The 24,851-nt window shown below is 70.2% G+C and carries 24 protein-coding genes; 13 read left to right on the forward strand and 11 right to left on the reverse strand.

Annotation, left to right across the window (positions count from 1 at the left end):
- Nucleotides 1–14: 14 nt before the first annotated feature.
- Entirely contained in the window at nucleotides 15–1,037 is a 1,023-nt protein-coding gene (locus tag Q7W82_RS02895; RefSeq protein ID WP_242158066.1) for a sugar kinase, read from the forward strand.
- A 732-nt stretch (nucleotides 1,038–1,769) separates the two neighbouring features.
- Here Q7W82_RS02895 and fabV read toward each other — a convergent pair.
- The 3 genes from fabV to Q7W82_RS02910 form a co-directional block, all read right to left on the reverse strand.
- Nucleotides 1,770–2,975, reverse strand: coding sequence for an enoyl-ACP reductase FabV (gene fabV / locus Q7W82_RS02900; RefSeq protein WP_242158056.1), 1,206 nt, complete (start codon nucleotides 2,973–2,975; stop codon nucleotides 1,770–1,772).
- A 359-nt stretch (nucleotides 2,976–3,334) separates the two neighbouring features.
- The gene (locus Q7W82_RS02905) at nucleotides 3,335–3,967 is read right to left on the reverse strand and encodes a response regulator transcription factor (RefSeq protein ID WP_242158054.1); all 633 of its coding nucleotides are present in this window, start codon (nucleotides 3,965–3,967) and stop codon (nucleotides 3,335–3,337) included.
- Nucleotides 3,964–5,061, reverse strand: coding sequence for a histidine kinase (locus Q7W82_RS02910; protein ID WP_242158052.1), 1,098 nt, complete (start codon nucleotides 5,059–5,061; stop codon nucleotides 3,964–3,966). The genes Q7W82_RS02905 and Q7W82_RS02910 overlap by 4 nt, the downstream gene beginning before the upstream one ends.
- Before the next feature lie 231 nt (nucleotides 5,062–5,292).
- Here Q7W82_RS02910 and Q7W82_RS02915 point away from each other — a divergent pair, with 231 nt between their 5' ends.
- From Q7W82_RS02915 to lldD, 3 genes are all read left to right on the forward strand, one after another.
- Nucleotides 5,293–5,868, forward strand: coding sequence for an isoprenylcysteine carboxylmethyltransferase family protein (locus tag Q7W82_RS02915; protein WP_242158388.1), 576 nt, complete (start codon nucleotides 5,293–5,295; stop codon nucleotides 5,866–5,868).
- Nucleotides 5,869–6,001: 133 nt separating this feature from the next.
- Nucleotides 6,002–6,802 (forward strand): transcriptional regulator LldR, encoded by an 801-nt coding sequence (gene lldR, locus Q7W82_RS02920; RefSeq protein WP_242158044.1) that lies wholly within the window; start codon nucleotides 6,002–6,004, stop codon nucleotides 6,800–6,802.
- A 12-nt stretch (nucleotides 6,803–6,814) separates the two neighbouring features.
- Entirely contained in the window at nucleotides 6,815–7,978 is a 1,164-nt protein-coding gene (gene lldD, locus Q7W82_RS02925; RefSeq protein WP_242158035.1) for an FMN-dependent L-lactate dehydrogenase LldD, read from the forward strand.
- Between the two features lie 279 nt (nucleotides 7,979–8,257).
- On the opposite strand, the gene Q7W82_RS02930 is transcribed toward lldD, so the two are convergent.
- Both Q7W82_RS02930 and Q7W82_RS02935 read right to left on the reverse strand, forming a co-directional pair.
- The gene (locus Q7W82_RS02930; RefSeq protein ID WP_242158033.1) at nucleotides 8,258–9,235 is read right to left on the reverse strand and encodes a Ku protein; all 978 of its coding nucleotides are present in this window, start codon (nucleotides 9,233–9,235) and stop codon (nucleotides 8,258–8,260) included.
- Entirely contained in the window at nucleotides 9,235–9,630 is a 396-nt protein-coding gene (locus Q7W82_RS02935; protein WP_242158025.1) for a hypothetical protein, read from the reverse strand. Before Q7W82_RS02935 ends, Q7W82_RS02930 begins: the two co-directional genes overlap by 1 nt.
- A 162-nt stretch (nucleotides 9,631–9,792) precedes the next feature.
- On the opposite strand from Q7W82_RS02935, the gene Q7W82_RS02940 reads away from it, so the two are divergent.
- Nucleotides 9,793–10,095 (forward strand): hypothetical protein, encoded by a 303-nt coding sequence (locus Q7W82_RS02940; RefSeq protein ID WP_242158023.1) that lies wholly within the window; start codon nucleotides 9,793–9,795, stop codon nucleotides 10,093–10,095.
- Nucleotides 10,096–10,193: 98 nt separating this feature from the next.
- Here the strand turns inward: Q7W82_RS02940 and Q7W82_RS02945 are convergent, their stop codons facing one another.
- The 3 genes from Q7W82_RS02945 to adh form a co-directional block, all read right to left on the reverse strand.
- A complete protein-coding gene (locus Q7W82_RS02945) occupies nucleotides 10,194–10,589 on the reverse strand; it encodes a DUF779 domain-containing protein (RefSeq protein WP_242158017.1) in 396 nt (131 codons plus the stop codon).
- Entirely contained in the window at nucleotides 10,589–11,617 is a 1,029-nt protein-coding gene (gene adhP, locus Q7W82_RS02950) for an alcohol dehydrogenase AdhP (protein WP_242158014.1), read from the reverse strand. The genes Q7W82_RS02945 and adhP overlap by 1 nt, the downstream gene beginning before the upstream one ends.
- 123 nt (nucleotides 11,618–11,740) lie before the next feature.
- On the reverse strand, nucleotides 11,741–13,270 hold the full coding sequence (gene adh / locus Q7W82_RS02955; RefSeq protein ID WP_242157953.1) for an aldehyde dehydrogenase: 1,530 nt from the start codon (nucleotides 13,268–13,270) through the stop codon (nucleotides 11,741–11,743).
- 243 nt (nucleotides 13,271–13,513) lie between these two features.
- Between adh and Q7W82_RS02960 the strand changes: the two genes are divergently transcribed.
- Nucleotides 13,514–15,409 (forward strand): sigma-54-dependent Fis family transcriptional regulator, encoded by a 1,896-nt coding sequence (locus Q7W82_RS02960; RefSeq protein WP_242157945.1) that lies wholly within the window; start codon nucleotides 13,514–13,516, stop codon nucleotides 15,407–15,409.
- Between the two features lie 156 nt (nucleotides 15,410–15,565).
- On the opposite strand, the gene Q7W82_RS02965 is transcribed toward Q7W82_RS02960, so the two are convergent.
- Nucleotides 15,566–15,901 (reverse strand): hypothetical protein, encoded by a 336-nt coding sequence (locus tag Q7W82_RS02965; RefSeq protein ID WP_242157936.1) that lies wholly within the window; start codon nucleotides 15,899–15,901, stop codon nucleotides 15,566–15,568.
- A gap of 74 nt (nucleotides 15,902–15,975) precedes the next feature.
- Nucleotides 15,976–18,102, reverse strand: a complete 2,127-nt coding sequence (locus tag Q7W82_RS02970) for a TonB-dependent receptor (protein WP_242157934.1) — start codon at nucleotides 18,100–18,102, stop codon at nucleotides 15,976–15,978.
- A gap of 129 nt (nucleotides 18,103–18,231) precedes the next feature.
- Between Q7W82_RS02970 and Q7W82_RS02975 the strand changes: the two genes are divergently transcribed.
- Nucleotides 18,232–19,434: an amino acid aminotransferase gene (locus tag Q7W82_RS02975; RefSeq protein ID WP_242157932.1), complete on the forward strand. Its 1,203-nt coding sequence runs from the start codon at nucleotides 18,232–18,234 to the stop codon at nucleotides 19,432–19,434.
- Nucleotides 19,435–19,643: 209 nt separating this feature from the next.
- Here the strand turns inward: Q7W82_RS02975 and Q7W82_RS02980 are convergent, their stop codons facing one another.
- The gene (locus Q7W82_RS02980) at nucleotides 19,644–21,131 is read right to left on the reverse strand and encodes an FAD-dependent oxidoreductase (protein ID WP_242157929.1); all 1,488 of its coding nucleotides are present in this window, start codon (nucleotides 21,129–21,131) and stop codon (nucleotides 19,644–19,646) included.
- 68 nt (nucleotides 21,132–21,199) lie between these two features.
- Here Q7W82_RS02980 and Q7W82_RS02985 point away from each other — a divergent pair, with 68 nt between their 5' ends.
- From Q7W82_RS02985 to Q7W82_RS03010, 6 genes are all read left to right on the forward strand, one after another.
- Nucleotides 21,200–21,667: a MarR family transcriptional regulator gene (locus tag Q7W82_RS02985; protein ID WP_242157920.1), complete on the forward strand. Its 468-nt coding sequence runs from the start codon at nucleotides 21,200–21,202 to the stop codon at nucleotides 21,665–21,667.
- Between the two features lie 119 nt (nucleotides 21,668–21,786).
- On the forward strand, nucleotides 21,787–22,803 hold the full coding sequence (locus Q7W82_RS02990; RefSeq protein ID WP_242157903.1) for a class 1 fructose-bisphosphatase: 1,017 nt from the start codon (nucleotides 21,787–21,789) through the stop codon (nucleotides 22,801–22,803).
- Between the two features lie 260 nt (nucleotides 22,804–23,063).
- Nucleotides 23,064–23,387: a hypothetical protein gene (locus Q7W82_RS02995; protein WP_242157895.1), complete on the forward strand. Its 324-nt coding sequence runs from the start codon at nucleotides 23,064–23,066 to the stop codon at nucleotides 23,385–23,387.
- A 48-nt stretch (nucleotides 23,388–23,435) separates the two neighbouring features.
- On the forward strand, nucleotides 23,436–23,984 hold the full coding sequence (locus Q7W82_RS03000) for a hypothetical protein (protein WP_242157886.1): 549 nt from the start codon (nucleotides 23,436–23,438) through the stop codon (nucleotides 23,982–23,984).
- A gap of 205 nt (nucleotides 23,985–24,189) precedes the next feature.
- Nucleotides 24,190–24,462, forward strand: a complete 273-nt coding sequence (locus Q7W82_RS03005) for a hypothetical protein (RefSeq protein WP_242157884.1) — start codon at nucleotides 24,190–24,192, stop codon at nucleotides 24,460–24,462.
- A 170-nt stretch (nucleotides 24,463–24,632) separates the two neighbouring features.
- Complete coding sequence (locus Q7W82_RS03010) at nucleotides 24,633–24,767, forward strand: hypothetical protein (RefSeq protein ID WP_260114879.1); 135 nt, start codon at nucleotides 24,633–24,635, stop codon at nucleotides 24,765–24,767.
- The last annotated feature ends 84 nt before the right edge of the window (nucleotides 24,768–24,851 follow it).

Raw genomic sequence — 24,851 nt, forward strand, 5'->3', positions numbered from 1 at the left:
CGGACCCGCCCGCCATGACCGCTTCCCGCATCGTCTGCTTCGGCGAACTGTTGCTGCGCCTGGGCGCGCCCGGCCACGAACGGCTGCTGCAGACGCCGCGGCTGGAGGTGCAGGTGGGTGGTGCCGAGGCCAACGTGGGCGTGGCGCTGGCGCATTTCGGCCACACCGTCGCCGTGGTCAGCGTGCTGCCGGACAACCCGCTGGGCCAGGCCGCGGCCGGCGAGTTGCGCCGGCATGGCGTGGACACCAGCGGCGTGCGCTTCGTGCCCGGGCGCATGGGCCTGTACTTCCTCAGCACCGGCGCCGGGCACCGGCCCAGCGAGGTCACCTACGACCGCGCCGGCTCGGCCTTCGCGCTGGATGCGGGCGACCGGCACGACTGGCCGACGCTGCTGCGCGGCGCGCAGTGGCTGCACCTGTCCGGGGTGACCCCGGCGCTGGGCGAACGTGGCGCGGCGGCGGCGCTGGCCGCGGCAACTGCGGCCCGCGCGGCCGGGGTGCGGGTGTCGTTCGACGGCAACTACCGGCCCAAGCTGTGGGAGGCCTGGCACGGCGATGCGCCGGGCATCCTGCGGCAGCTGCTGGCCCAGGCCGACGTGCTGTTCGCCGACTATCGCGACCTGGAGGTGGTCCTGGGTCACCGCTACCCGCAGGACAGCGTGCAGGCGCGGGTGGAGGCCGGTGCGCGCGACGCCTTCGCCGCGTTCCCGCAGCTGCAGGCGATGGCCTGCACCCAGCGCGTGGCGCACAGCGTGGACCGGCACAGCCTGGGCGCGATGCTGCTGCGCCGCGATGGCAGCGTCGCGCAGGCGCCGGCCGAAGAGCTGAGCGGCATCGTCGACCGCATCGGCGGCGGCGACGCCTTCGCCGCCGGCGTGCTGCACGGGTTGATCCAGGGCTGGGACGACACCGCCACGATCCGCTTCGGCCTGGCCGCCGGCTGCCTCAAGCACACGCTGCCCGGCGACGTGCTGGCGCTGAGCGAAGCCGAGGTGCAGGCCTGCGTGGGGGCGACGCGGTTCGATGTGAGGCGGTGAAGGGCCGGGATTCGGGAATGGGGATTGGGGATTGGCAAAGGCGCTAGTGCTGCGGGTTTTGCGGCGCGGGGTGGCGGCTTGGTATGGAACCGACCTCGTTCCCGGCGCGGTTCGGTCAATTCCAGCATCGCGGCTTCGGTTGTCGCGGCTGAAGCCGCTCCTACGGGAGTGCAGTTGCCGCGGGGATGGCTGGTGCACTTGTGGGAGGGACTTCAGTCCCGACGCGACTCGGTCGACGCACGCATTGCCGCTTCGCTTGTCGCGGCTGAAGCCGCTCCTACGGGAAAGCAGCTGTCGCGGGATGGCTGGTGCATTTGTGGGAGGGACTTTAGTCCCGACGCGATTCGGTCAATTCACGCATCACGGCTTCGGTTGTCGCGGCTGAAGCCGCTCCTACGGGTGCGGCGTGTGCTGTCGGCGGCGTGCGCTCTCGTAGGAGCGGCTTCAGCCGCGACAAGCCATCGAACATCGGCAATGCGCGGTGCGAGCGCAATGGCGCACATGTCGCTGCTTCGGTATTGCGGGCAGCGCCGCTAGTCCACTGTATGGCCTGGCCCGCCGCCACTGCACAGCCCTCGCCTGTCTCGCCCATGGAGGCCGCTCATCCCGGCGCTGCCATCGCTTCGGCTGCCATCGAAAAAGAAAACGGCCGACATCGCTGCCGGCCGCATGTTCTCTCCAGGATCCGGGATCACAACGACTCCCGAATCCCCACTCCCCAATCCCCGCTCCTCAGAGCTCCACGCAATCGAACTTGACGTCTGGGTCGACGTCGGCGTCGTAGTCCACGTCCTGGCGTTCAAAGCCGAACAGCTTGAGGAACTGATGCTTGTAGCCGGCGTAGTCGGTGAGCTGGAACAGGTTCTCGGTGGTCACCTGCGGCCACAGCGCCTTGCAGGCGTTCTGCACGTCGTCGCGCAGTTCCCAGTCATCCAGGCGCAGGCGGTTCTCGTCGTCGGTGGCCGCCGGCTGGCCGTCCTCGCGGTACAGGCGCTCGCGGAACAGGCGGTCGGCCTGTTCGATGGTGCCTTCGTGCAGGCCCTTTTCCTTCATGATCTTGTAGACCATGGAGATGTACAGCGGCATCACCGGGATCGCCGCGCTGGCCTGGGTGACCACCGACTTCAGCACCGCCACGTTGGCCGTGCCACCGTGCGGCTGCAGGCGGGCGTGCAGGCGCTGCGCGGTCTGGTCGAGGTCGACCTTGGCCTTGCCCAGCGCGCCGTGCCAGTAGATCGGCCAGGTGATCTCGGTGCCGATGTAGCTGAAGGCGACGGTGCGTGCGCCCGGCGCGAGCACGCCGGCCGCGTCCAGCGCATCGATCCACAGTTCCCAGTCCTGCCCGCCCATCACGGTGACGGTGTCTTCGATCTCCTGCTCGGTGGCCGGCTCGATCGAGGCCTCGATGATCGCGTCCTTGTTGGTGTCGATGGCGGTGGCGGTGTAGGTCTGGCCGATCGGCTTGAGCGCCGAGCGCTTCACTTCGCCGGTGCTCGGCAGCTTGCGCACCGGCGAGGCCAGCGAATACACCACCAGGTCGACCTGGCCGCCCATCTCGGTCTTGATCAGTTCGATGACCTTGGCGCGCGCTTCGTCGGAGAACGCGTCGCCGTTGATCGACTTGCTGTACAGGCCGTCGGCCTTGGCCTGCTTGTCGAAGGCGGCGGCGTTGTACCAACCGGCGGTGCCGGCCTTCTTCTCGCTGCCGGGCTTCTCGAAGAACACGCCGAGGGTGGCGGCGCCGAAGCCGAACGCGGCGGTGATGCGCGAGGCCAGGCCGTAGCCGCTGGACGCGCCGATCACCAGCACGTTCTTTGGCCCATCGTGGCGCACGCCGCGCGCGCGCGTGGCGGCGATCTGCTCGAGCACGTTGCGCTCGCAGCCGAGCGGATGCGTGGTGGTGCAGATGAAACCGCGGACTTTCGGATGGATGATCAACGTGAATTCCTCGTCGGCACAATGCCCGCGGCATCTTAATGTCTGCGGCGGGCATGCAGAAGTCCCGGTGGCAGCACACGGCAGGGTATGGAGCGCGGTGCGGGTGAAGGCGCGCGCGTGCGGGGGTGTCGCGTCGCGACTGAAGTCGCTCCCACAAAAGAGCTGCGGCGCAGCGGCGGATGCCGTGCTGGCGGGAGGGAAAAGCGCGGATCGGCGAACCCTTCACCGCGTCGTTGGTTGTCGCGGCTGAAGCCGCTCCTACAGCAGCTCATCCGAGGGGGCTGATCGAAAAGCAGGGAGGGGGTTTCAGTCCCGACGCGCTGACGGTGGATGTCTCAGCGAGATCGCCTGCGGGCGCATCAGATGATGCGCAAGGTGATCGCCTTGAGCACGGCGCGCGTGCGGTCGCGGGTGCCGAGCTTGTCCAGGATGGTGGAGACGTAGTTCTTCACCGTGCCTTCGGCCAGGAACAGGCTGCGCGCGATTTCCTTGTTGGAGTAGCCGCCGGCGAGCAGGCGCAGGATCGCCACTTCGCGTTCGTTGAAGGTGTCGCGCGGCGCGTCCTCGTCGCGGTAGCGGTAGCGCGCGCGCACCGGGTCGGTGCTGACCGGCTGCAGCAGGGTCTCGCCCGCGGCCACGCGCGCGATCGCCTCGCGCAGGTCCTCCGGCGCAGCGTCCTTGAGCAGGAAGCCCTGCGCGCCGGCGGCGGTGGCGCGCAGCAGCAGGTCGGATTCGTCGAAGGTGGTGAGCAGCAACACCGGCGTGCGGTCGCCGCGCGCGCGCAGCTGCTGCAGCGCCTGGATGCCGTCCATGCCCGGCATGCGGATGTCGCTGAGCACCGCGTCCACCGGCGTGGCCGCCACCGCGTCGAGCAGGGCCTGGCCGTCGTCGGCCTCGCAGGCGACGACGATGCCCTGGGTCTGCAGCAGCGCGCGCAGCCCCGCGCGCACCAGCACCTGGTCGTCGGCCAGGGCGATCCGCAGCGCGCTCACAGCGGCAGCCTCACGCTCAGCTGCATGCCGCCGAGCGGCGTGCGGCCCAGGTCCAGGCGTCCGTGCAGCGCGGCCAGGCGCTCGCGCATGCCGGCGATGCCGTTGCCCTCGCGGATGCGTTCGGCGCGGTGGCCGTCGTCCTCGATGTCCAGGCACAGCTGCTGCCGGTCCTGGCCCAGGCGCACCCGCACATGCGCGGCGTCGGCATGCCGCGCGGCGTTGGTCAGCGCTTCCTGCACCAGCCGCAGCAGGGTCTCGGCCAGGTGCGGATCGGTGATGCGCAGCGCCGGGTCGATCTGCAGCTGCAGCTGCGGCCGTGGGAACGGCGCGGCCAGGGCGCACAGCGCCGTCTCCAGGTCCACGCCGCGGTCGTCGCGCAGCGACTGCACCACCGCGCGGATGTCGGCCAGCAGTTCGGCGGACAGCCGTTCCACCGTCGCCACCTCCGTGCGTTGCGCCAGCGCCGGATCGGCCAGCAGCAGGCGCAACTGGATGCGCATGGCGGTGAGCTTGTGCCCGGCCACGTCGTGCAGTTCGCGCGCCAGGCGCAGGCGCTCGGCATCGCGGGTGCTGTCGGCGAGCAGCGCGCGGGTGGCCAGCAGGTCGGCATTGACCCGCGCCAGCGCCTCGCGCGCCAGCTCGGCGGTGCGCGCGTAGTGCGCACTCAGGCCGGCGAAGGCATGGAAGCAGCCGTAGATCAGCGTGGTCAGCAGCGGATGCTTGATGCTGGCGGCGGACAGCGCCAGGAACGTGCCCAGGTTGGCCAGCACGGCCAACAGCAGCACCTGCCGCGGCGGCCACTGCAGCGCCACCTGCGCGACCACCACCACCAGCAGCACCGGCGCCGTGCCGACGTGCGGCTCGAGCCAGACCAGGGCCATCGCCGCCGCCGCCTCGAGCCACAGCGCGGCATCGCGCCAATGCCCGGGCAGGTAGTGCGCGCCGATCAGCGGCAGCAGGAACAACGCCGCCGCGAGCCAGCACCAGACCGCCAGGGCATGCGGCGCGAACTGGAACGACCACAGCACGGTGGCCACGGTCAGCAGCCCGGCCAGGCGCTTGGGTTCGATCAGGTCGCGCAGGAATCGGTTCATGCGACCGATGCTGACCGCGGGTCGACGCCGCGGCAATGGGGCGCCTGCAGAAAGTGACTTCCGGCAGGCGGACCGGGTGACCAGCGGCCACTGCCGCGCCACCGCGATGGCGGCACACTGCGTCCATGTCCTGCTGCGCGCTGGATGCCCGGCGCGCTGGACGGGGCCGATTCATCCACCCTGCCACGCAATGCCGGCCTTGCACGCCGCACGAGGAACACCGCCATGCCCATGACCCTGCACCATCCGGATCTGCTGTTCATGCTGCTCGGCCTGAGCTGGGGCGCCTACGAAATGGTGCTCGGCCACCGCCGCCGCGCCGCCGATGGTGGCGCCCGCGACCAGGGGACGCTGCGGCTGCTGTGGCGCGTGCTGTACGCCGCGGTGGCGCTGGGCGTCGTGCTGTCGATGCTCGGCGTGTGGCGGTATGCGCCGCACCTGCGCGAGCCGTTGCGCTGGACGGCGTGCGTGCTGCTGGCCAGCGGCCTGGCGCTGCGATTGTGGTCGATCCGCGTGCTGGCGCGCTGGTTCACCGTCGACGTGACCATCCAGGAAGGCCATCGCCTGGTCCGCCACGGGCCGTACCGCTATCTGCGGCATCCCTCCTACACCGGCGCGCTGCTGGCGTTCTACGGGCTGGCGCTGGGCATGGGCAACGTGCTGTCGCTGCTGGCGATCGTGCTGCCGGTGACCTGGGCGTTCCTGCGCCGCATCCAGGTCGAGGAAGCGCTGCTGACCCAGGCCTTCCCCGAGGAGTACCCGGACTACGCCGCGCACAGCTGGCGGCTGCTGCCGTGGGTGTGGTGAGGCCACGTCGCTGGTCGCGACCCCACTGATTGGTATTACCAATATTGTGCAGCCAGCGCGTTGAAGAGATTGACCTCGCGTGAGATCAGGCGCCTAATGCCGCCGTAGCGCTTGCTCTCTCTGCGTGATTGGTATGACCAAAATTTCCATTGCTGCCAGCACACCAGCAGCCGCCGAGCCCCCAGCCCGGCTCAGCGACCGGGTCGCCGCCCAGTTGCGCGCACTGATCGCACACCGCGGCCTGGCGGTCGACGCGCGCCTGCCCGCCGAGCGCGCCCTGGCGGCAGAGCTGGGCGTGTCCCGCCCGGTGCTGCGCGAGGCCATCGCCCAGCTCGCCAGCCAGGGGCTGCTGCGCGCCCGCGTGGGCGGCGGCACCTACGTGCAACGGCCACCGACCCCGGAGGACCAGGTGGTGGCGCAGCTGCAGCCGTTCCTGCCGCTGCTGCATGCCGACCCGGAATACCGTTTCGACGTGCTGGAAGCGCGCCACGCCCTGGAAGGCGCCACCGCCTGGCACGCGGCGCTGCGCGCCACCGACGACGACCGCGCGCGCATCGACGCCGCGTTCGAGGCGCTGCTGCAGACCCATGCGCAGGCCGATGCGGCCGCCCAGGCGCATGCCGATGCCGACTTCCACCTGGCCATCGCCGAGGCCACCCACAACCGCGTGCTGCTGCAGGTGATGCGCGGCCTGTTCGACCTGCTGCAGGCCAACATCTCGCAGAGCCGGCAACAGCTGTTCGCCTCGCCGCGCATCTTCGCCGCCCTGCACGCCCAGCACCGCGCCTTGCGCGACGCGATCCTGGCCGGCGACCCGGAACGCGCCCGCGCCGCCGCGCACGCCCACCTGGAATTCGTGCACAGCGCGCTGCGCACCCTCGACGAGGACGATGCGCGCCGCGCCCGCGCCTCGCGCCTGCCCTCCTCTCCCTGACCGCCTGCCGCCATGATCATTTCCGCGTCCACCGACTACCGTGCCGCTGCGCAGCGCCGGCTGCCGCCGTTCCTGTTCCACTACATCGACGGCGGCGCCTATGCCGAGCACACCCTGCGCCGCAACGTGTCCGACCTGAGCGACATCGCCTTGCGTCAGCGGGTGTTGCGCGAGGACATGTCGGCGCTGGACCTGCGCACCGAGCTGTTCGGCGAACGCCTGGCCTTGCCGGTGGCGCTGGGGCCGGTGGGCCTGACCGGCATGTACGCGCGGCGCGGCGAGGTGCAGGCGGCCAAGGCGGCGGCGGCCAAGGGCGTGCCGTTCACCCTGTCCACGGTGTCGGTGTGCCCGATCGAGGAAGTGGCGCCGGCAATCGACCGGCCGATGTGGTTCCAGCTCTACGTGCTCAGGGACCGTGGCTTCATGCGCAATGCGCTGGAACGGGCCAAGGCGGCCGGCGTCACCACCCTGGTGTTCACCGTGGACATGCCGGTGCCGGGCGCGCGCTACCGCGACGCGCATTCGGGCATGAGCGGCCGCCATGCGCCGCTGCGGCGCATGCTGCAGGCGGTCACCCACCCGCGCTGGGCCTGGGACGTGGGCCTGCGCGGGCGCCCGCACGACCTGGGCAACATCTCCACCTACCGCGGCCACCCGACCGGGCTGGCCGACTACATCGGCTGGCTCGGCGCCAACTTCGACCCGTCGATCACGTGGAAGGATCTGGAATGGATCCGCGCGTTCTGGACCGGGCCGATGGTGATCAAGGGCATCCTCGACCCGGCCGACGCGCGCGATGCGGTGCGCTTCGGCGCCGACGGCATCGTGGTCTCCAACCATGGCGGACGCCAGCTCGACGGCGTGCTGTCCAGTGCGCGGGCATTGCCGGCGATCGCCGATGCGGTGCAGGGCGAGCTGAAGATCCTGGCCGATTCCGGCGTGCGCAGCGGCCTGGACGTGGTGCGCATGCTGGCGCTGGGCGCCGACGCGGTGCTGCTCGGCCGCGCCTTCGTCTACGCGCTGGCCGCCGCCGGCCAGGCCGGCGTGGAGCACCTGCTGGGCCTGATCGAGAAGGAGATGCAGGTGGCGATGACCCTGACCGGCGCCAAGTCGATCGCGGCGATCTCGCGCGAGTCGCTGGCGCAGGTGACGCGCGAGGCGATGGTCTCGGCGTAGGGCGTATCAGCCAGTCGCGAACCTGCCACGCCGCGATGGCGCGTCGCGAGGAAGCCGGGACGCGGATGGCGAGGCACGCCAGTGGAATGACGCCCTTGCCACCGCGCTCGCTCGGGTTGGCCGGGCGGGCCGCGGCATTGACGGCGCGCGGCACGACCTGACGACCGGGCAGGCGCTGTGCGCCGCACCACCAGCGGCACGTTTGCCGGCCCCGGTGCGGTGCGGCGCCCTCCAGATCGGTGGTGCACCTGGCGCCACCGCCACCGCCACCGCCCCGCCCTACCCCGCCTTGCGCCGCGCCGGCGCCTTGCGTGCGGCCGGCTTGGCCTTGGCTGCCGCCGGTTTCGCGCGCGAGGCCTTCTTCGCCTTGCCGGACGCCGCCTTGGCCGGCTTGCTGGCCTTTTTCGCGGTCTTGCGCACCGGCACGCGTTCGTCCTGCCTGGCCGGCGTGCGCTTCTTGGCCTCCAGGCTCTTCTGCAGCAGCGACATGAAGTCGACCACGTTGGTGGCGGCGTCTTCGCGGTGCGGCGCCTCGGCGTCCTCGTCGACCTGGGTGGTGCCCTCCTGCGCCTTGATCCGCTTCTGGATCACCGCGTGCAGCCGCTCGCGGAATTCGTCGTGGTAGGCATCGGGGTCCCAGCGCCCGGACATCGAGTCGATCAGCTGCGCCGCCATCTCGGTTTCCTTGGCGCTGATCCGGTAGTCGGCGGCCTTGCCGCTGGGCAGCGTGTAGTCGTCCAGGTCGACCAGTTCCTGCGGATAGCGCAGCAGGATCAGCACCAGCGCGTCCTGCAGCGGCATCACCGCCGACAGGTATTCGCGGGTGCGGATCACCACCCGCGCGATGCCGACCTTGCCGGTGCTGCGCAGGGTCTCGCGCAGCAGCACGTAGCCCTTTTCGGCCTTCTTGCCCGGCACCAGCACGTAGGGCTTTTCGAAATAGCGCAGGTCGATCTCGGCGGCGTCGACGAAGGCTTCCACCTCCACCGCCTCATGGCTCTCCGGCGCGGCCGAGGCGATGTCCTGCTGCTCGACCACCACGTAGTTGCCCTTGCTGTATTCGTAGGCCTTGACGATGTCCTTCCAGGGCACTTCCTCGCCGGTGTCGGCATTGACCCGCTCGAAGCGGATCGGGCGCTTGTCGCGCGCGTCGAGCATGCGGAAGTGCAGATCGACCCGGCGTTCGCCGGACATCAGCGACACCGGCACGTTGAGCAGGCCGAAGGACAGCGTGCCGGTCCAGATCGGGCGCGGCATCAGTGCGCCTCCATGCCGGTGGCCTGCGCCGGCAGGTGATCCAGCGCCTGCCAGGCGTCCTCGACCACCTGCCGCGCCTGGTCCCAGTCCAGCCGCGAGTCGCCGCGCACCAGGTCCCAGTGCGCGGCCAGCTCGCCATCGGTCTCGGCTTCCGGCCCGCGCGGCCAGCCGCGGGCGTGGGTCTGCAGGGCGAAGGCGTAGGCCGGGCACAGGTCGCGCCACGGGGTGCGGTGGCGGGCGCGGCGCTGGCGATAGTCGGCCAGGCTGTAGCGGCGGTAGTCCGGCGCATCCTGCGGGCGCGGTGCGGCGCCACGGCGACGCGGCGACGGCACGCTCGGCAAGGGGTCCAGATGGGCGTTGAACAGCAAGGGGTCGGGGCGGTCGCTGGGGCGCATGGCAGGGCTCCGGGCGGCAACGTCGGCGGGGGGATGCGCAGCAGTAGCGCCCGCCCCGTTAGCGGTTCGTGACCGACGCGTGCAAGGGCCGCGATTCGCAATGGCTTCACTGCCGCGGCGGTGAACTGGACCTCCGCCGCCATTCCTCTGGAGGAACCGGACATGACCACGCCCACCGATCCGCTGCGCCAGGCCCCACCCGTTCCCGGCGAACAGCGCGGCAAGCGTCACACCCAGGACCGCGAAGACCGCGGCGCCGGCGACAGCCCCGAGACCATCGTCGAACACGAACCGCGCACCGGCGAAAACCGCGCTGCGCCGCAGGACACGCCGGCGCACTCCACCCCCGACACCGCGCACGGACGGCACGCCGACGCCAACCAGGACGAAGCGCTGGAAGAAACCTTCCCCGCCAGCGACCCGGTGTCGCCGTTCGTGCCGGCGAAGCCGCCGAAGGCGTCGTAGGCCACCAGGGCATCGTCGACGCGATGCATTACATGTGTAGGAGCGGCTTCAGCCGCGAGCGGCGTTCCCGGTAACGCCCGTCGCGGCTGAAGCCGCTCCTACACCTTCCCCGCCGCCTCCAGCGCGGCGTACTCGCTGTCGTCGAACAACCGCGAGCGCACCAGGAAGCGCACGCCCTCGCCGTTCTCCAGCGAGAACATGCCGCCGCGGCCGGGCACGACATCGATGATCAGCTGCGTGTGCTTCCAGTAGGCGAACTGCGACGGGCTGATGTAGAACGGCGCCTCGCCGATCTCGCCCAGCAGCACGTCGCGATCGCCGACGATGAAGTCGTCCTGCGGATAGCACATCGGCGAGGACCCGTCGCAGCAGCCGCCGGACTGGTGGAACAGCAGCGCGCCGTGCCGCGCCCGCAGCTTGGCGATCAACTGCAGGGCCGGCAGCGTTGCCAGTACCTGCGGCGGCAGCGCGGCCGCGGGCGCGGACGCATCCATCAGGCGGCCATGTCCAGCACGATGCGGCCTTCGATCTTGCCGGCGTGCATGCGTGCGAACACGTCGTTGATGTTGTCCAGGGTGTCGGTGGCCACGGTCGCGGCGACCTTGCCCTGCTCGGCGAATTCCAGCGACTCCTGCAGGTCCAGGCGGGTGCCGACGATCGATCCGCGCACGGTCACGCCGTTGAGCACCATGCCGAAGATGTCCAGCGGGAACTCGCCCGGCGGCAGGCCGTTGAGCGACACGGTGCCGCCGCGGCGAACCATGCCGATGGCTTGTTCGAACGCCTTCGGCGAGACCGCGGTGACCAGCGCACCGTGCGCACCGCCGATCTCCTTCTTCAGGTACGCCACCGGGTCGGTGGTGCGCGCGTTCACCGTCACCGTCGCGCCCAGGCGCGTGGCCAGCGCCAGCTTGGCGTCGTCCACGTCCACCGCGGCCACGTTCAGGCCCATCGCCTTGGCGTACTGCACCGCCATGTGGCCGAGGCCGCCGATGCCGGAGATCACCACCCAGTTGCCAGGCTTGGTGTCGGTGACCTTCAGGCCCTTGTACACGGTGACGCCGGCGCACAGGATCGGTGCGACCTCGACGAAGCCGATGCCCTTCGGCAGATGGCCGACGTAACTGGCGTTGGCCAGCGCGTATTCGGCGAAGCCGCCGTTGACCGAATAGCCGGTGTTCTGCTGCGTCTCGCACAGGGTTTCCCAACCGCCCAGGCAGTGCTCGCAATGGCCGCAGGCCGAGTACAGCCACGGAATGCCGACGCGGTCGCCTTCCTTGACGTGGTCCACGCCGGCGCCGACCGCCACCACGTGGCCCACGCCCTCATGGCCGGGAATGAACGGCGGATTCGGCTTCACCGGCCAATCGCCTTCGGCCGCGTGCAGGTCGGTGTGGCACACGCCGCAGGCCTCGATCTTGACCAGAATGTCGCCGGCCTGCGGCCGCGGCACCGCCACTTCCTCGATCGCCAGCGGCTTGCCGAATTCCCGCACCACGGCGGCTTTCATCGTCTTGTCCATTGCAACGCTCCTGAGAAAAACGGGTGATGTCACCATCGCGCGACCGGCGACGGAGTGCCTTGATCCAGATCAGTTGGGGCAGGCGACGACACGCTGCTGCGTGCCGCCGCCCTGCCCCATGCGTCAGAAGAAACCCAGCGCCTTCGGCGAATAACTGACCAGCAGGTTCTTGGTCTGCTGGTAGTGATCGAGCATCATCTTGTGGTTCTCGCGGCCGATGCCCGACTGCTTGTAGCCGCCGAACGCGGCATGCGCCGGATAGGCGTGGTAGCAGTTGGTCCACACCCGCCCGGCCTGGATCGCGCGGCCCATGCGGTACAGCCGCGCGGCATCGCGGCTCCACACGCCCGCGCCCAGCCCGTACAGCGTGTCGTTGGCGATCGCCAGCGCCTCGGCCTCGTCCTTGAAGGTGGTCACCGACACCACCGGGCCGAAGATCTCCTCCTGGAACACGCGCATCCTGTTGTGGCCCTTGAACACCGTCGGCTTGACGTAGAAGCCGCCCGCCAGGTCGCCGTCCAGTGCGTTGCGCTCGCCGCCGATCAGCACTTCGGCGCCTTCCTGCTTGCCGATGTCGATGTAGGACAGGATCTTCTCCAGCTGCTCGCTGGAAGCCTGCGCGCCGACCATGGTGTTGGGGTCGAGCGGGTTGCCCTGCTTGATCGCCGCCACGCGCTTGAGGGCCTTTTCCATGAAGCGCTCGTAGATCGATTCCTGGATCAACGCGCGCGACGGACAGGTGCACACCTCACCCTGGTTGAAGGCGAACAGCACGAAGCCTTCCACCGCCTTGTCGAGGAAGTCGTCGTCCTCGGCCATCACGTCGGCGAAGAAGATGTTGGGCGACTTGCCGCCCAGCTCCAGCGTCACCGGGATCAGATTCTGGCTGGCGTACTGCATGATCAGCCGGCCGGTGGTGGTCTCGCCGGTGAAGGCGATCTTGGCGATGCGCGGGTTGCTGGCCAGCGGCTTGCCCGCCTCCAGGCCGAAGCCGTTGACCACGTTGAGCACGCCCGGCGGCAGCAGGTCGCCGATCACCTCCATCAGCACCAGGATCGAGGCCGGGGTCTGCTCGGCCGGCTTCATCACCACGCAGTTGCCCGCGGCCAGCGCCGGTGCCAGCTTCCAGCACGCCATCAGCAGCGGGAAGTTCCACGGGATGATCTGCCCGACCACGCCGAGCGGCTCGTGGAAGTGGTAGGCGATGGTGTCGTGGTCGATCTCGGAGATGCCGCCTTCCTGCGCACGCACCGCGCCGGCGAAGTAGCGGAAGTGATCCACGCACAGCGGCACGTCGGCGTTGAGCGTCTCGCGCACCGGCTTGCCGTTGTCCCAGGTCTCGGCATAGGCCAGCAGTTCCAGGTTCTGCTCGATGCGGTCGGCGATCTTCAGCAGCACGTTGCTGCGCTCGGTGCTGGAGGCCTTGCCCCAGGCGTCCTTGGCGGCGTGCGCGGCGTCGAGCGCGGCTTCGATGTCCTCGGCATTGGAGCGCGCCACCGCGGTGAACACCTTGCCGGTGATCGGCGTGCTGTTGTCGAAGTACTGCCCGCTCTTCGGCTCCACCCACTTGCCGCCGATGAAGTTGCCGTAGCGCGACTTGAAGATGGACTGCGGATCGGTGGCATGCGGCTTGGCGGTGCTGACGGCGTTCATCGTGTTCTCCTTCGGCGGTCGGAAAGGACGGGCAGGGCCGTCCGGTAGCCGCATGTGCGCAAGTCCGATGCCAGGTTTTGCGTGCTGCGCCGCGTCACGCGGTCGCACCGCGACAGATCGACGCACCTGCACCGGTTTTGCTGCGTCGCGTCACGTGTGGCGATTGCACCGCGCCGACGGATGTGCTGTTTATCGGAACACCCGTATCAACAGGTGTCGCAATCTGCGACAGCGGAGCCGGACATGGCGCAACCATCGCAACATCAGCTCGGCCTGGCGCGCCGCGCCTTCTTCGAACGCGGCGGCGCGCCGGTCGGGCAGGTGCCCGACACCATCCTGCAGTCGTGGCAGCGCTGCCAGCGCCTGGGCCTGGCCGCGGATGCCAAGCCGGCAATCGAGCCGCTGGAGGCCTCGCGCCTGCGCGCCCTGCGCGAGGCGCACGAGCGCCTGTGGCGGCTGGCCCGCGCCGAGCTGGAAGGCCTGGCCGGCGACGCCGCGGCCACCGGCAGCATCGTGCTGCTCACCGACGAGGCCGGCTGGATCCTCGACGCCGAAGGCAGCCCGCGCTTCCTCGACAAGGCGGGCAGGGTGGCGCTGATGCCGGGCGCGTGCTGGAGCGAAACCCAGGTCGGCACCAATGCCATCGGCACCGCCATCGTCGAAAGCCGCTCGGTGGAAGTGCGCGGCGGCGAGCACTACTTCGCCCCGCATCAGATCCTCAGTTGCGCGGCGGTGCCGATCTTCGATCCCTACGGCGGCCTGGCCGGCGTGCTCGACATCTCCGGCGACGCCAGCGTGCAGCACATGCATGCGTTGGCGCTGGCGCGGATGGCGGTGGCGAACATCGAGCACCGCTACTTCGACGACGGCATTCCCGGCTGCGAACTGCTGCGCGTGCACCACGACCCGGCGCTGCTCGGCACCGCGCGCGAGGCGCTGCTGGCGTTCCGCAACGGCCGCCTGGTGGCGGCCAACCAGGCCGGGTTGCGGCTGTTCGGACTGGAACGCCACGAACTCGGGCGCGCGCCCTACGAGGCACTGTTCGAGGAACCGCTGTCGCGGCTGCGCCAGCAGGGCAGCGTGTTCGACCTGCAGGGGCGCGCACTGCACGGACGCATCGACAGCCCGGCCGACGACCGTCCGCGGCGGCGCCCGCAGCAGGCGCCGATCACCGTGACCACGTCGTCGCGGCCTTCGGCGGCGGCCGCGTCTGACGCGCCGCTGTTCGATGCCGCGCAGGAGCTGGCGCTGGAACGCGCGCGGCGCGTGCTCGACGCGCAGCTGCCGGTGCTGGTGCAGGGCGAGACCGGCACCGGCAAGGAAGTGTTCGCGCGCGAACTGCACCGGCGCAGCGCGCGCGCCGGGCGCCCGTTCGTGGCGGTCAACTGCGCGGCGCTGCCGGAAGGGCTGATCGAAGCGGAACTGTTCGGCTACGAGGACGGTGCCTTCACCGGCGCGCGCAAGCACGGCAGCCCGGGCCTGCTGCGCCAGGCCGATGGCGGCGTGCTGTTCCTGGACGAGATCGGCGACATGCCGCTGGCCCTGCAGCCGCGGCTGCTGCGCGTGCTGCAGGAACGCGAGCTGCTGCCGCTGGGCGGCGGCAAGCCGGTGAAGCTGGATTTCGCGCTGATCTGCGCCACCCACCGCGACCTGGACGCGGCGATGGCCGAACAGCGCTTCCGCCCCGACCTGTACTACCGCATCGCCCATCACTGCGTGCAGGTGCCGGCGCTGCGCGCGCATCCGGACCGGCGGACGCTGGTCGCCGACCTGTGGACACGGCTGGGGCAGGGCAGGCGCCTGACCGAGGCGGCCCTGGCGACGCTCAGCGTCTATGCGTGGCCGGGCAACCTGCGCCAACTGGTGGCGTGCCTGCGCACGCTGGTGGCGTTGAGCGAGGCGGACGCGCTGGTCGATACCGACGCCTTGCCGGCTTACCTGCCCGGCCTCCGCGCGGCGGAGCAGGGCGGCCACGGCGGCACCGCGATGCCATTGCCCGACGCCGACCTGGACAGCCTGGCGCTCGGCGCCATGCGCCAGGCACTGGATGCCTGCCAAGGCAATGTGTCGCAGGCCGCACGCCGGCTGGGCATCAGCCGCAGCACGCTGTACCGGCGGCTGCAGTTGGGGACGCACTGAACCAGGGTGTCGCGACGCTGCCGGCAACACTGCACAAGATCATCGAGCTCGCCTGTAGTGATCGCCAATCGCCAGCAGCGACGTGACGAGCATGCGTGTGAGGCGGCTACGTCCCAGCGTCTGTCTGCGCTGCTGCGCCTGTGCCGACAGGACCGCTCAGGGAAGGAGGCGCACACGCTTCACGAACCGCAACCGCTCGTCCGGGCTCGGACCGGCAATGCGGTCGCCGTTGGCTTCGGTGGCGTACTCCAACGCCACCTGCCTGCCCTTGAGTGCCTTCTTCAACACCGACACCTCGCTTTCTGCCTCGACGACAAACCAGTCGCCACACTGCATCGTGCAATACGCCTCCACCTGCCGCCCATCGGCCGCACGCACGACGATGCTCATGTCGTCGATGCCTCCGCCCTCGACCAGCGTGCCGGTGACGGACGCGGCCAGCGCGGTGATCGGCGTGAGGGCGAGCAGGGCGAGCAGCCATCTGGTTTTCATCAGCGTCTCCAAACGCGTGCGAGGGTGGCCCCGTACTGACGGTGCCCGCGCAATGCTGCACGTCGACGACCCACTCAGGGCATGAAATCCCACTGCAACCCGACCGTATAGCCGCGATCCGGACCCGGTTCGTAGTAACGGCCATTGCCGTCGTTGACGATGACCGAACCGATGTAGCGGCGATCGAACGCGTTGTCGATGCGCGCGAAGGTCCGCAGGGTGCCGTGCGCGGTGGTCCAGCGCCGCGCCGCTTCCAGATTGAGCACGGCGTAGCCGGGCGCGGCCTCGCTGGCCAGGTCGTTGACCACGGTGTCGCCGGCGGCCACGCCCTCCACCGCGAACTGCCAGGCGTGCGGCTGCCATTGCCAGCGCGCGAACAGTTGCTGGCGCGGCACGCCGGGCAGGCGCGTGCCGGCGGCCACCACCGCGGTGGGCGTGGCGCAGCCGCTGCTGGCGCAAGTCAGGTAGGCCTGGCGCACCGTCGCCTGCAGCCAGGTGTAGGCCAGCTGCAGTTGCGCGCTGTCGCCCAGCGGCAGGGTCAGGCTGGTCTCGGCGCCCTGGCGGCGGGTGCGGCCGATGTTGCGGTAGGTGCTGCGGCCGTTGGTGTTGCTGGCCACCGCCAGCTCGTCGTCGGTGGTGGCGCGGAACAGCGCTGCGTCCCAGCTGGCGCCGGCGGCGTTGCGCCACTTCGCGCCCAGTTCCAGGTTCTGGCTGCGCGCGGCGGCCAGGTCCAAGGCCAGGCCGGCGCCGCCGTCGCGGCGGTAGCCCAGCTCGTTGAAGGTCGGGGTCTCGAACCCGCGCCCGGCCGAGGCGTAGAGCCGCAGATCGTCGCTGACGCGGAACACCAGCCCGGCCACCGGCGTGGTCGCGGCATAGTCGGTGCGGCCGCTGTCGTCGGGGTTGCGGCCGACGATGTAGGCGTCGTCCGAGCGGAACCGCACCTGGCTGTGACGCAGGCCGGCCAGCAGCGACCAGCGCTCGGCGAACTGCCACCAGGCCTGGGCGAACTGGTCCACGTTCTCCACTCGGTCCTGCTGGTCGCGGCGCAGCCGGCCCTTCACCCCCAGCGTACTGCCGACGAAGTTCTCGTAGCCGGTGCGGTGCTGTTGCTGGCGATCGGCATTGGCACCGACGGTGAACTGGAACGGGCGGCCGCCCAGTTCGCCCTGCCAGGCCCAGCGCGCGTCGAGGCCGCCGTAGTCGCCATCCAGGTCGATCACGCCGCCGGCGTTGAGCGGGTTGCTCTGCGCACTCACCGGCACCGACAGGTACTGCTCCACGTCGCGGCGCCCGGCGTAGCCCATCAGCCGCCAGGTCTGCTGGTCCACCTGCTGGGTGAAGATGGCGCCGGCCTGCACCTGGCGGGTGGACTTGCGGGTGTCGTACTGGCTGGCCACGGCGGTGGCCTGGCGCGGGTCGGCGGCGACCTGGGCGCGGTTCAGGCCCAGCGGATCCTGCGCATCGGGCGCCTCCAGCGCGTTGAGCAGCAGGTCCAGGCGCCGCCCCGGCGCCAGGTCGATGCCGATCTTGGCGTTGAAGGTGGTGCGCTGCGCGTGGCTGTGGTCGCGGTAGCCGTCGGTGCTGAAATGGGTGGCGGCCAGGTTGTAGTGGACGTCGCCCTGCTGGCCCAGCGCCTGCGCGCTGAGGGCGGCGGTGCCGTGGCTGCCGATCGCGCTGCGCAGCCGCCACGGATCGTCCGGCTGGCCATCGGCGCTCCACAGCTGCACCACGCCGCCGGAGGAATTGCCGTACAGCGCCGAGAACGGCCCGCGCAGCACCTCGACCCGCTCGCTGCCGAACAGGTTGAAGTTGGACAGCTGGCCCTGGCCATCCGGCATCGTCGCCGGGATGCCATCGAGCAGCAGGCGCACGCCGCGCACGCCGAACGCCGAGCGCGCGCCGAAGCCGCGAATCGACAACTGGGTATCCTGCGCATAGTTCTGGCGGTCGCGCGCGAGCAGGCCGGGCACCCCGGCCAGGGCCTCGGAGGCCTGCACGCCGAGGCGGTCGCTGTCGCCCAGGCCGGTGGTGGTCAGCGACGCCGGCAGGTCGAAATCGGCCACGCCGCCGACGCGGGCGGCCTGGACCTGCAACGCCGGCAGGGTGGTGGCGGGATCCGCGCCGGGGGCGGCGCGGACAAGGGAGGACAGCGCCAAGGCGCAGGCCCCGCAGAGCAGGGCAGAGGGCAGGGGAACGGACATGCGCCATCATCGCCCATGTGCCCCCGGGCCGCACCCGCCAAGCGCGGCAGCGTTTGTTAGGATGAGGTGTTTGACCGCGCCGGCTCCGGTCCTTCCGGCCCCCACCTCCGCCACCGAACGAGTACCGCCGTGTCCTTCTTTGCAAACGTGGAACAGGTCCCAGGCGACCCGATCCTGGGCCTGACCGAGGCCTACAACGCCGACTCCCGCCCGACCAAGGTCAACCTGGGCGTGGGCATCTACTACGACGAAAACGGCCGCATCCCGCTGCTGCGCGCCGTGCAGCAGATCGAACAGCAACTGGCGCAGGAGGCCAAGCCGCGCGGCTACCTGCCGATCGACGGCCTGCCCGCCTACGACCTGGCCACGCAGAAGCTGCTGTTCGGCGCCGAGTCGCCGCTGCTGGCCGCCGGCCGCGTCGCCACCTCGCAGACCGTCGGCGGCAGCGGTGCGCTGCGCGTGGGCGCGGACCTGCTGAAGAAGCTGCTGTCCACCTCGACCATCGCCATCAGCAACCCGAGCTGGGAGAACCACCGCGCGGTGTTCACCGCCGCCGGCTTCGACGTGGTCGACTACACCTATTTCGATCCGGCCAGCCACGGCCTGAACTTCGACGGCATGCTCGCCGACCTGCGCGCGCTCGCGCCCGGCAGCGTGGTGCTGCTGCACGCCTGCTGCCACAACCCCACCGGCGCCGACCTGAGCCAGGCGCAGTGGCGCACCGTGGCCGAGTTGCTGAAGGAACGCAACCTGTTCCCGTTCGTGGACATCGCCTACCAGGGCTTCGACAAGGGCATCGACGCCGACGCCTACGCGGTGCGCCTGCTGGCCGAGGTCGGCATCGACAACTACGTGGTCGCCAGTTCCTACTCCAAGTCGTTCTCGCTGTACGGCGAGCGCGTCGGCGCGCTGTCGGTGGTCTCGGCCAACGCCGCCGAGAGCAAGGCGGTGCAGTCGCAGGTCAAGCGCATCATCCGCACCATCTACTCCAGCCCGTCCACGCACGGCGCCGCGCTGGTCGCCGGGGTGCTCAACAGCCCGGAACTGCGCACGATGTGGGAGCAGGAACTGACCGAGATGCGCGAGCGCATCCACGCCCTGCGCGCCGGCATGGTGCAGAAGTTGGCCGCCCTGGGCGCGCCGGAGTTCGGCTTCATCCAGCAGCAGGCCGGCATGTTCTCCTACTCGGGCTTGAGCAAGGCGCAGGTGGACCGGCTGCGCGAGGAGTTCGGCATCTACGCGGTCGGCACCGGCCGCATCTGCGTGGCCGCGCTGAGCCAGAAGAACCTGGACTACGTGACCCAGGCCGTGGCGACCGTGCACAAGGGCTGAGTGCCGCCGGCGAGGCCGCCGCCTGGCGGCCTGATGCAGTCCGGCCAGGACATCGCACCGGGAGCGCGCAAGCCTCCCGGTTTTTTTATGCCCGCCGCCAACGCCGGCGCGCCTGGGGCGGGATCGCGCAGGCGGCGCTGTGCCGTGTGGCGCGATCGATCGGGTCGCCGCACGGCATCCTGTGCCACCTGCGCAGGCGCCAGCGCAGGTCACGCCGCATGCCGTTGGAAATGGCCGATCAGCGCCGCGAGGTCCGGGGTTGCCACCCGTGCGGCGACGTAGCCGTCCGGACGCACCAACAGCCACTCGCCCGGGTATGGTGCGTAGGCGTCGGCGAAGTGGCCGTGCACATCGCGCAGATCCCCGGCCGGACCGATGATGTGCACGTGCAGTCCGCGGCACCCGGGGGCGAGGGCCCGATCGGCGGCGTAGCCGAGCAGGGTCCAGTGGGTGCCGCGCAAGACCTCGAACAGCCGCAGCGGCTGCCCGCCCGCACCGCGCAGCGGCGCATCCGGCGCCCGGTCGCCCGGCTGTAGTATCCGGCGCTCGCCCGCGTCGGCCTGCAGCGACAGCGACGAGGCCCGGTACTGCAGGTCGAGCTGCTGCACCTCGCGACCGCGCCGCTGGTCGCCGTGGCGGGCGCGATCGAGCAGCCGCGTGGACAGGCCCAGCATCGCGGCGGCGATCGGCCGCCGCTCTTCCTCGTAGGTATCGAGCAGGGCGGCGGGCGCGCCGCGCAGCACCGCGGCCAGCTTCCAGCCCAGGTTGTACGCATCCTGGGCGCTGGTGTTCAGCCCCTGGCCGCCGGTCGGCGGATGGATGTGCGCCGCATCGCCGACCAGGAACACGCGCCCGGCGCGGTAGCGATCGGCCAAGCGCGCGCTCATCTGATAAGCCGATGCCCAACAGACGCGGTCGATCACCAGGTCGTCGCGGCCGGTACGCGCGCGCAGCATGGCCGCCAGGCCCGCGACCGACAGGTCCACCTCGCCGTCGCGCGGCACCGGCGCCTGCAGTTGGAACAGCGTCGTGCCCAGCAACGGGCACAGCGAAATGCGCCGCGCGTTGTCGTCCTCGTGGAACGTATGCCAGGCACCACGCGGCAGCCCGTGCAGCACGATGTCGGCGACCACGGCGCGCACGCCCAGGGTCTGGCCGGGAAAGCCGATGCCCAGCATGGGGCGCACCGCGCTGCGGCCGCCGTCGGCGCCGATCAGGTAGCGCGTAGCGATGGTCTGCTCGCCGGCCGGCGTGGCCACGCGTACGGTGACGCCCTCGGCGTCCTGCGCGAAATCGAGCAAGGCATGGCCGAACTCCACCTGGTGCCCCAGTTCCGACAGGCGCGCGCGCAGCGCCGCTTCGGTCAGGAACTGCGGCACCATCAACGGGCTGCGATAGGGTTCGGCCGGGGTGGCGGGACCGCCGTCCACCACGACCGTGTCGACCCAGCTGCCGTCGGCGCGATGGGTGCGCGACACCGGGTAGAGGCCACCGGCGGCGAACAGTCGATGGATCAGGCCCATGTCCTCGAACATCTCCTGGCTGCGTGGCTGGATCCCCTTGCCGCGGGAGCCGGGGAAGGGCTGGTCGCGCTGTTCCAGCAGCCGGAACGCGACACCGCGGCGGGCCAGTTCGATCGCCAGGGTCAAACCGGCCGCGCCGGCACCGCAGATCACCACCTCGGGGGACATCGTCATCGCTGCAGGCTCCATAAATGTGCAAAATGCACTTAACTGGAGAGGACGATATGCCTGCCGATAAGAGAGTGCAAGATACACATATATCGCCCGAACTGAAGTCGCTGCACCTGTCCATGGTCAGCATCGCCAGCGTGATGAACCGCCCGCGCAACGACGCGCGACTGCTGGAAGAAGCCGGCCTGACCCTGGACCAGGCGCTGTTCCGCCTGCTGGTGGTGATCGAGCGATTCGGGCCGATCGGGGTGGTGGACCTGGCCGAGCGCCTGGGCCGCGACTACACGACCATCAGCCGCCAGGTCGCCAAGCTGGCGGCGATGGAGCTGGTCGAACGCCGCGGCAACGCGCAGGACCGGCGCCTGCGCGAGGCCACCGTCACGCCCAAGGGCAAGGACATGACCGACCGTCTGGATGCGGCACGCGAGCGCATCGGCCGGCGGATCTTCGCCTCCTGGGCGCCGCAGGACGTGACGGATCTGGTGCGGCTGATGGCGAAGTTCGCCGCTGCCCTCGAAGCCGACGAGCGCACGCCATAGCGGCACGCGCGCGTCGGCCGCTACGCGGCGTTTCGACGCGCGTGCAGCGCGGCGCATCGAAATCCGCGGCGCAACCCGCGACAATGGCGGTCCCCTTCTCACGCAAGGCCGCCCTGCCCATGTCGCGAACCTCGCTGACCCGCTTCCTGATCGAAGAACAGCATGCCGGGCGTATCGGCCCGGAACTGCGCCAGCTCATCACGATCGTGTCCCGTGCCTGCAAGCGCATCTCCATCGCGGTCAGCAAGGGCGCGCTGGGCGGCGTGCTCGGCGATGCCGGCACCGGCAACGTGCAGGGCGAGGCGCAGAAGAAGCTGGACGTGCTCAGCAACGACATCCTGCTCGAAGCCAACGCCTGGGGCGGCCACCTCGCCGCCTGCGCCTCGGAAGAGATGGACCACTGCCAGCCGGTGCCCGACAAGTACCCCAGCGGCGATTTCCTGCTGCTGTTCGACCCGCTGGACGGCAGCTCCAACATCGACGTCAACGTCTCGGTCGGCACCATCTTCTCGGTGCTGCGCGCACCGCCGGGCACCGACAAGCCCGGCGACGAGCACTTCCTGCAGCCGGGCACCGCGCAGGTCGCCGCCGGCTACTGCATCTACGGCCCCAGCACGATGCTGGTGCTGACCCTGGGCCACGGCACCCACGCCTTCACCCTGGAGCGCGAGGAGGGCAGCTTCCTGCTGACCCAGGCCGACATGCGCATCCCCGAGGACACTGCCGAGTTCGCGATCAACATGTCCAACCAGCGCCATTGGGAAGCGCCGATGCAGCAGTACGTGGCCGACCTGCTCGCCGGCAGCGAAGGCGTGCGCAGCAAGAACTTCAACATGCGCTGGATTGCCAGCATGGTCGCCGACGTGCACCGCATCCTCACCCGCGGCGGCATCTTCATCTATCCCTGGGACAAGAAGGATCCCGGCAAGGCCGGCAAGCTGCGGCTGATGTACGAAGCCAACCCGATGGGCATGCTGGTGGAGCAGGCCGGCGGCGCCGCCAGCACCGGCCGCGCGCGCATCCTCGGCCTGCAGCCGGAGCAACTGCACCAGCGCGTGCCGGTGTTCCTGGGCTCCAAGAACGAAGTGGCCGAGGCGGTGCGGTATCACCTGGAGCACGACAGCCGCCAGGGCTGAGCGGACGGCGCGACAGTCGCGCGTCCAGGTCCCCTGGACGATGGCGGCTGTCGCCCGCACTGCCGTATAGTCGCTGCCGCAACGCCGACGCATGGCCGCGGTGGTGCAGGGGGAAGCCGCCACAGGCGGCGTATTGCGCTTCGGCGAGATCGTCCTGGAACGGCAGCCGTCGCTCCTGGGCGGTGCCTCGGCGCGATGATGTGCGCTATCGCGGTCGCAGCGCCGGTGGCGGTAAAACAACGCAAACAGGGGAAAGTGCGATGAAACGTGTCTTCGGGCTGTTGCTGCTGCTCGTCTCGGGTGTGGCCTGTGCCGACACCACGCAACAAGGGAAGATCACCCGTGTGGTGGTCGAATCCAACTACGCCTCCGTCTGGCTGGAGAACCAGCCGACCAACAACGAGTGCGCGTCCGACGGGCGCTGGGTAATCGATTTTTCCGCGGATACCATCGCCAAGGAGAAGTATTCGGCCATCCTCTCTGCTGCCTCTTCCAGGACCCAGGTCGTGCTGCAGTTCACGACCAGCGAGGGCTGTGGCGGCTTCGGTGCGAAGAAGATCCACTACGTCGACCTGCTGTACTGATCGCACACGCACGCCGCCCCCTGGCCGGGGGCGCAGCGATGCGGCAGGATGCAGGCAGCGACCAAGACGAACAAGGAGGTTCCGATGCGCTGGTGCATGATGCTGGTGGCGGTGTTGTGTAGCGGCATGGTGTCGGCGGCCGAGCCCTTTCGCATGCAGAACCTGATGCTGCTGCAGCCCGACGCGGTGATGCGCGAGCGTGCCGGGAACATCGAAGCGCTGGCGGCGTATGTGAAGGCGCTGAACGCCGCGGCGTCGCGCGAACTGGCGCGGGTCGGCACGCCCCGGCCTGCCGCCGGCTTCGTGGCGGTGGCCGTCCGCCCCGGCGGCCGTTCCAGGATCTGGCTGGATCTGGCACCCACACTTCCCGATGCGACGGCGACGACGCTGGTCACGGCACTGGAGCGGGTGCCGCCGTTCCAGGCCAAGGGCGGCGTGGTGGTGTTCGCGCTCAACGTCACCCTGTGGGACGCGCCGCCGACCGAGCGCCAAGGACCATCACCAGCGGCCTGGCAGCGTGTCGCCGAGGGCCAAGGGGCGCCGATGGAGATCGGCGACCTGGTCGATCGGGTCTGGCCCGCGAGTGCGGCGCACTGAGGCCGCTGCGCGCCTTGGCTTGCATCCTGTTGGATGACAGATCCGTCCGCCGCGACGTCACCCTGATGTGCATCGCCGCCGCTGTGTCCGCGGTTGCCTGGCGTGGTGGCTGCGGTAGGGTAGCGGCAGTGTGGCGGCCTGCGCGAGCGCGATGACTGCAGGCGGTCGTCACATGCACTTGGTCGTACCGGGCGGGAGGAACCCCATGAACCAGACCCTCGTCGTGCTGTTCTTCTTCGCCACCGCACCGGTCGCGCTGATGCCCACCGTCATCGCGCTGTTCACCCGCCACCGCTGGCGAAAGCGCATCGTGTTGATCAACTTGGCGCTGTGGACGCTGCTGTTCTTCGCCGCCAGGAGCTTCACCCTGTACAACTCCAGCCGCTTCGAGTTGCCGACCCTGCTGGCGCTGGCGGTGTGGCTGGTGCTGCTGGGCATCGCGATCCGCGGCAACCCGGCGGCCACCGACAAGCGCTAGCGTCGGGCAACGCGGCACCTGTTCCGCTGAAGCGCGGCGGCCAGCGGCCATGTCGCAGTGGTAGGCACGAGGACGGCGCGCACAAGGTCAGCGCCGACCTGTACCAGAGGCTCACCGACGTCGGCTCCAGCATCGCCGGCGGCAGCCCGCCATACTGGGCCGGCGACGCCATGGGCAGCACCGCCTACCGGGACCTGAAGCAGACGCCGAAGGTGCTGGCCGACACCATCACCACCGCCGCCAGCAATGCCGCCCACCTGGCGCGCCTGCTCAAGGCCAGTCCGTACCCGCCGCCGCTGGCCTGAGGCGGCCGCTGCGTCGCCGCGCCAATCGCTGGCGACCGCGTCGCTGCGGCTGCAACCCTGCGAAATCGCTGGTAAGGTCGCGCG

It is taken from the genome of Xanthomonas indica (assembly GCF_040529045.1).
In the GTDB taxonomy this organism is placed as follows: domain Bacteria; phylum Pseudomonadota; class Gammaproteobacteria; order Xanthomonadales; family Xanthomonadaceae; genus Xanthomonas_A; species Xanthomonas_A indica.

Bases quoted from the DNA above. Each gene is read 5' to 3' on its own strand.
- Q7W82_RS02895 (WP_242158066.1), top strand. From the start codon at position 15: ATGACCGCTTCCCGCATCGTCTGCTTCGGCGAACTGTTGCTGCGCCTG.
- Q7W82_RS02910 (WP_242158052.1), bottom strand. From the start codon at position 5,061: ATGAACCGATTCCTGCGCGACCTGATCGAACCCAAGCGCCTGGCCGGG.
- Q7W82_RS02915 (WP_242158388.1), top strand. From the start codon at position 5,293: ATGACCCTGCACCATCCGGATCTGCTGTTCATGCTGCTCGGCCTGAGC.
- lldR (WP_242158044.1), top strand. From the start codon at position 6,002: ATGACCAAAATTTCCATTGCTGCCAGCACACCAGCAGCCGCCGAGCCC.
- lldD (WP_242158035.1), top strand. From the start codon at position 6,815: ATGATCATTTCCGCGTCCACCGACTACCGTGCCGCTGCGCAGCGCCGG.
- Q7W82_RS02930 (WP_242158033.1), bottom strand. From the start codon at position 9,235: ATGCCGCGCCCGATCTGGACCGGCACGCTGTCCTTCGGCCTGCTCAAC.
- Q7W82_RS02935 (WP_242158025.1), bottom strand. From the start codon at position 9,630: ATGCGCCCCAGCGACCGCCCCGACCCCTTGCTGTTCAACGCCCATCTG.
- Q7W82_RS02940 (WP_242158023.1), top strand. From the start codon at position 9,793: ATGACCACGCCCACCGATCCGCTGCGCCAGGCCCCACCCGTTCCCGGC.
- Q7W82_RS02945 (WP_242158017.1), bottom strand. From the start codon at position 10,589: ATGGATGCGTCCGCGCCCGCGGCCGCGCTGCCGCCGCAGGTACTGGCA.
- adhP (WP_242158014.1), bottom strand. From the start codon at position 11,617: ATGGACAAGACGATGAAAGCCGCCGTGGTGCGGGAATTCGGCAAGCCG.
- adh (WP_242157953.1), bottom strand. From the start codon at position 13,270: ATGAACGCCGTCAGCACCGCCAAGCCGCATGCCACCGATCCGCAGTCC.
- Q7W82_RS02960 (WP_242157945.1), top strand. From the start codon at position 13,514: ATGGCGCAACCATCGCAACATCAGCTCGGCCTGGCGCGCCGCGCCTTC.
- Q7W82_RS02965 (WP_242157936.1), bottom strand. From the start codon at position 15,901: ATGAAAACCAGATGGCTGCTCGCCCTGCTCGCCCTCACGCCGATCACC.
- Q7W82_RS02970 (WP_242157934.1), bottom strand. From the start codon at position 18,102: ATGTCCGTTCCCCTGCCCTCTGCCCTGCTCTGCGGGGCCTGCGCCTTG.
- Q7W82_RS02980 (WP_242157929.1), bottom strand. From the start codon at position 21,131: ATGACGATGTCCCCCGAGGTGGTGATCTGCGGTGCCGGCGCGGCCGGT.
- Q7W82_RS02990 (WP_242157903.1), top strand. From the start codon at position 21,787: ATGTCGCGAACCTCGCTGACCCGCTTCCTGATCGAAGAACAGCATGCC.
- Q7W82_RS02995 (WP_242157895.1), top strand. From the start codon at position 23,064: ATGAAACGTGTCTTCGGGCTGTTGCTGCTGCTCGTCTCGGGTGTGGCC.
- Q7W82_RS03000 (WP_242157886.1), top strand. From the start codon at position 23,436: ATGCAGGCAGCGACCAAGACGAACAAGGAGGTTCCGATGCGCTGGTGC.
- Q7W82_RS03005 (WP_242157884.1), top strand. From the start codon at position 24,190: ATGAACCAGACCCTCGTCGTGCTGTTCTTCTTCGCCACCGCACCGGTC.
- Q7W82_RS03010 (WP_260114879.1), top strand. From the start codon at position 24,633: ATGGGCAGCACCGCCTACCGGGACCTGAAGCAGACGCCGAAGGTGCTG.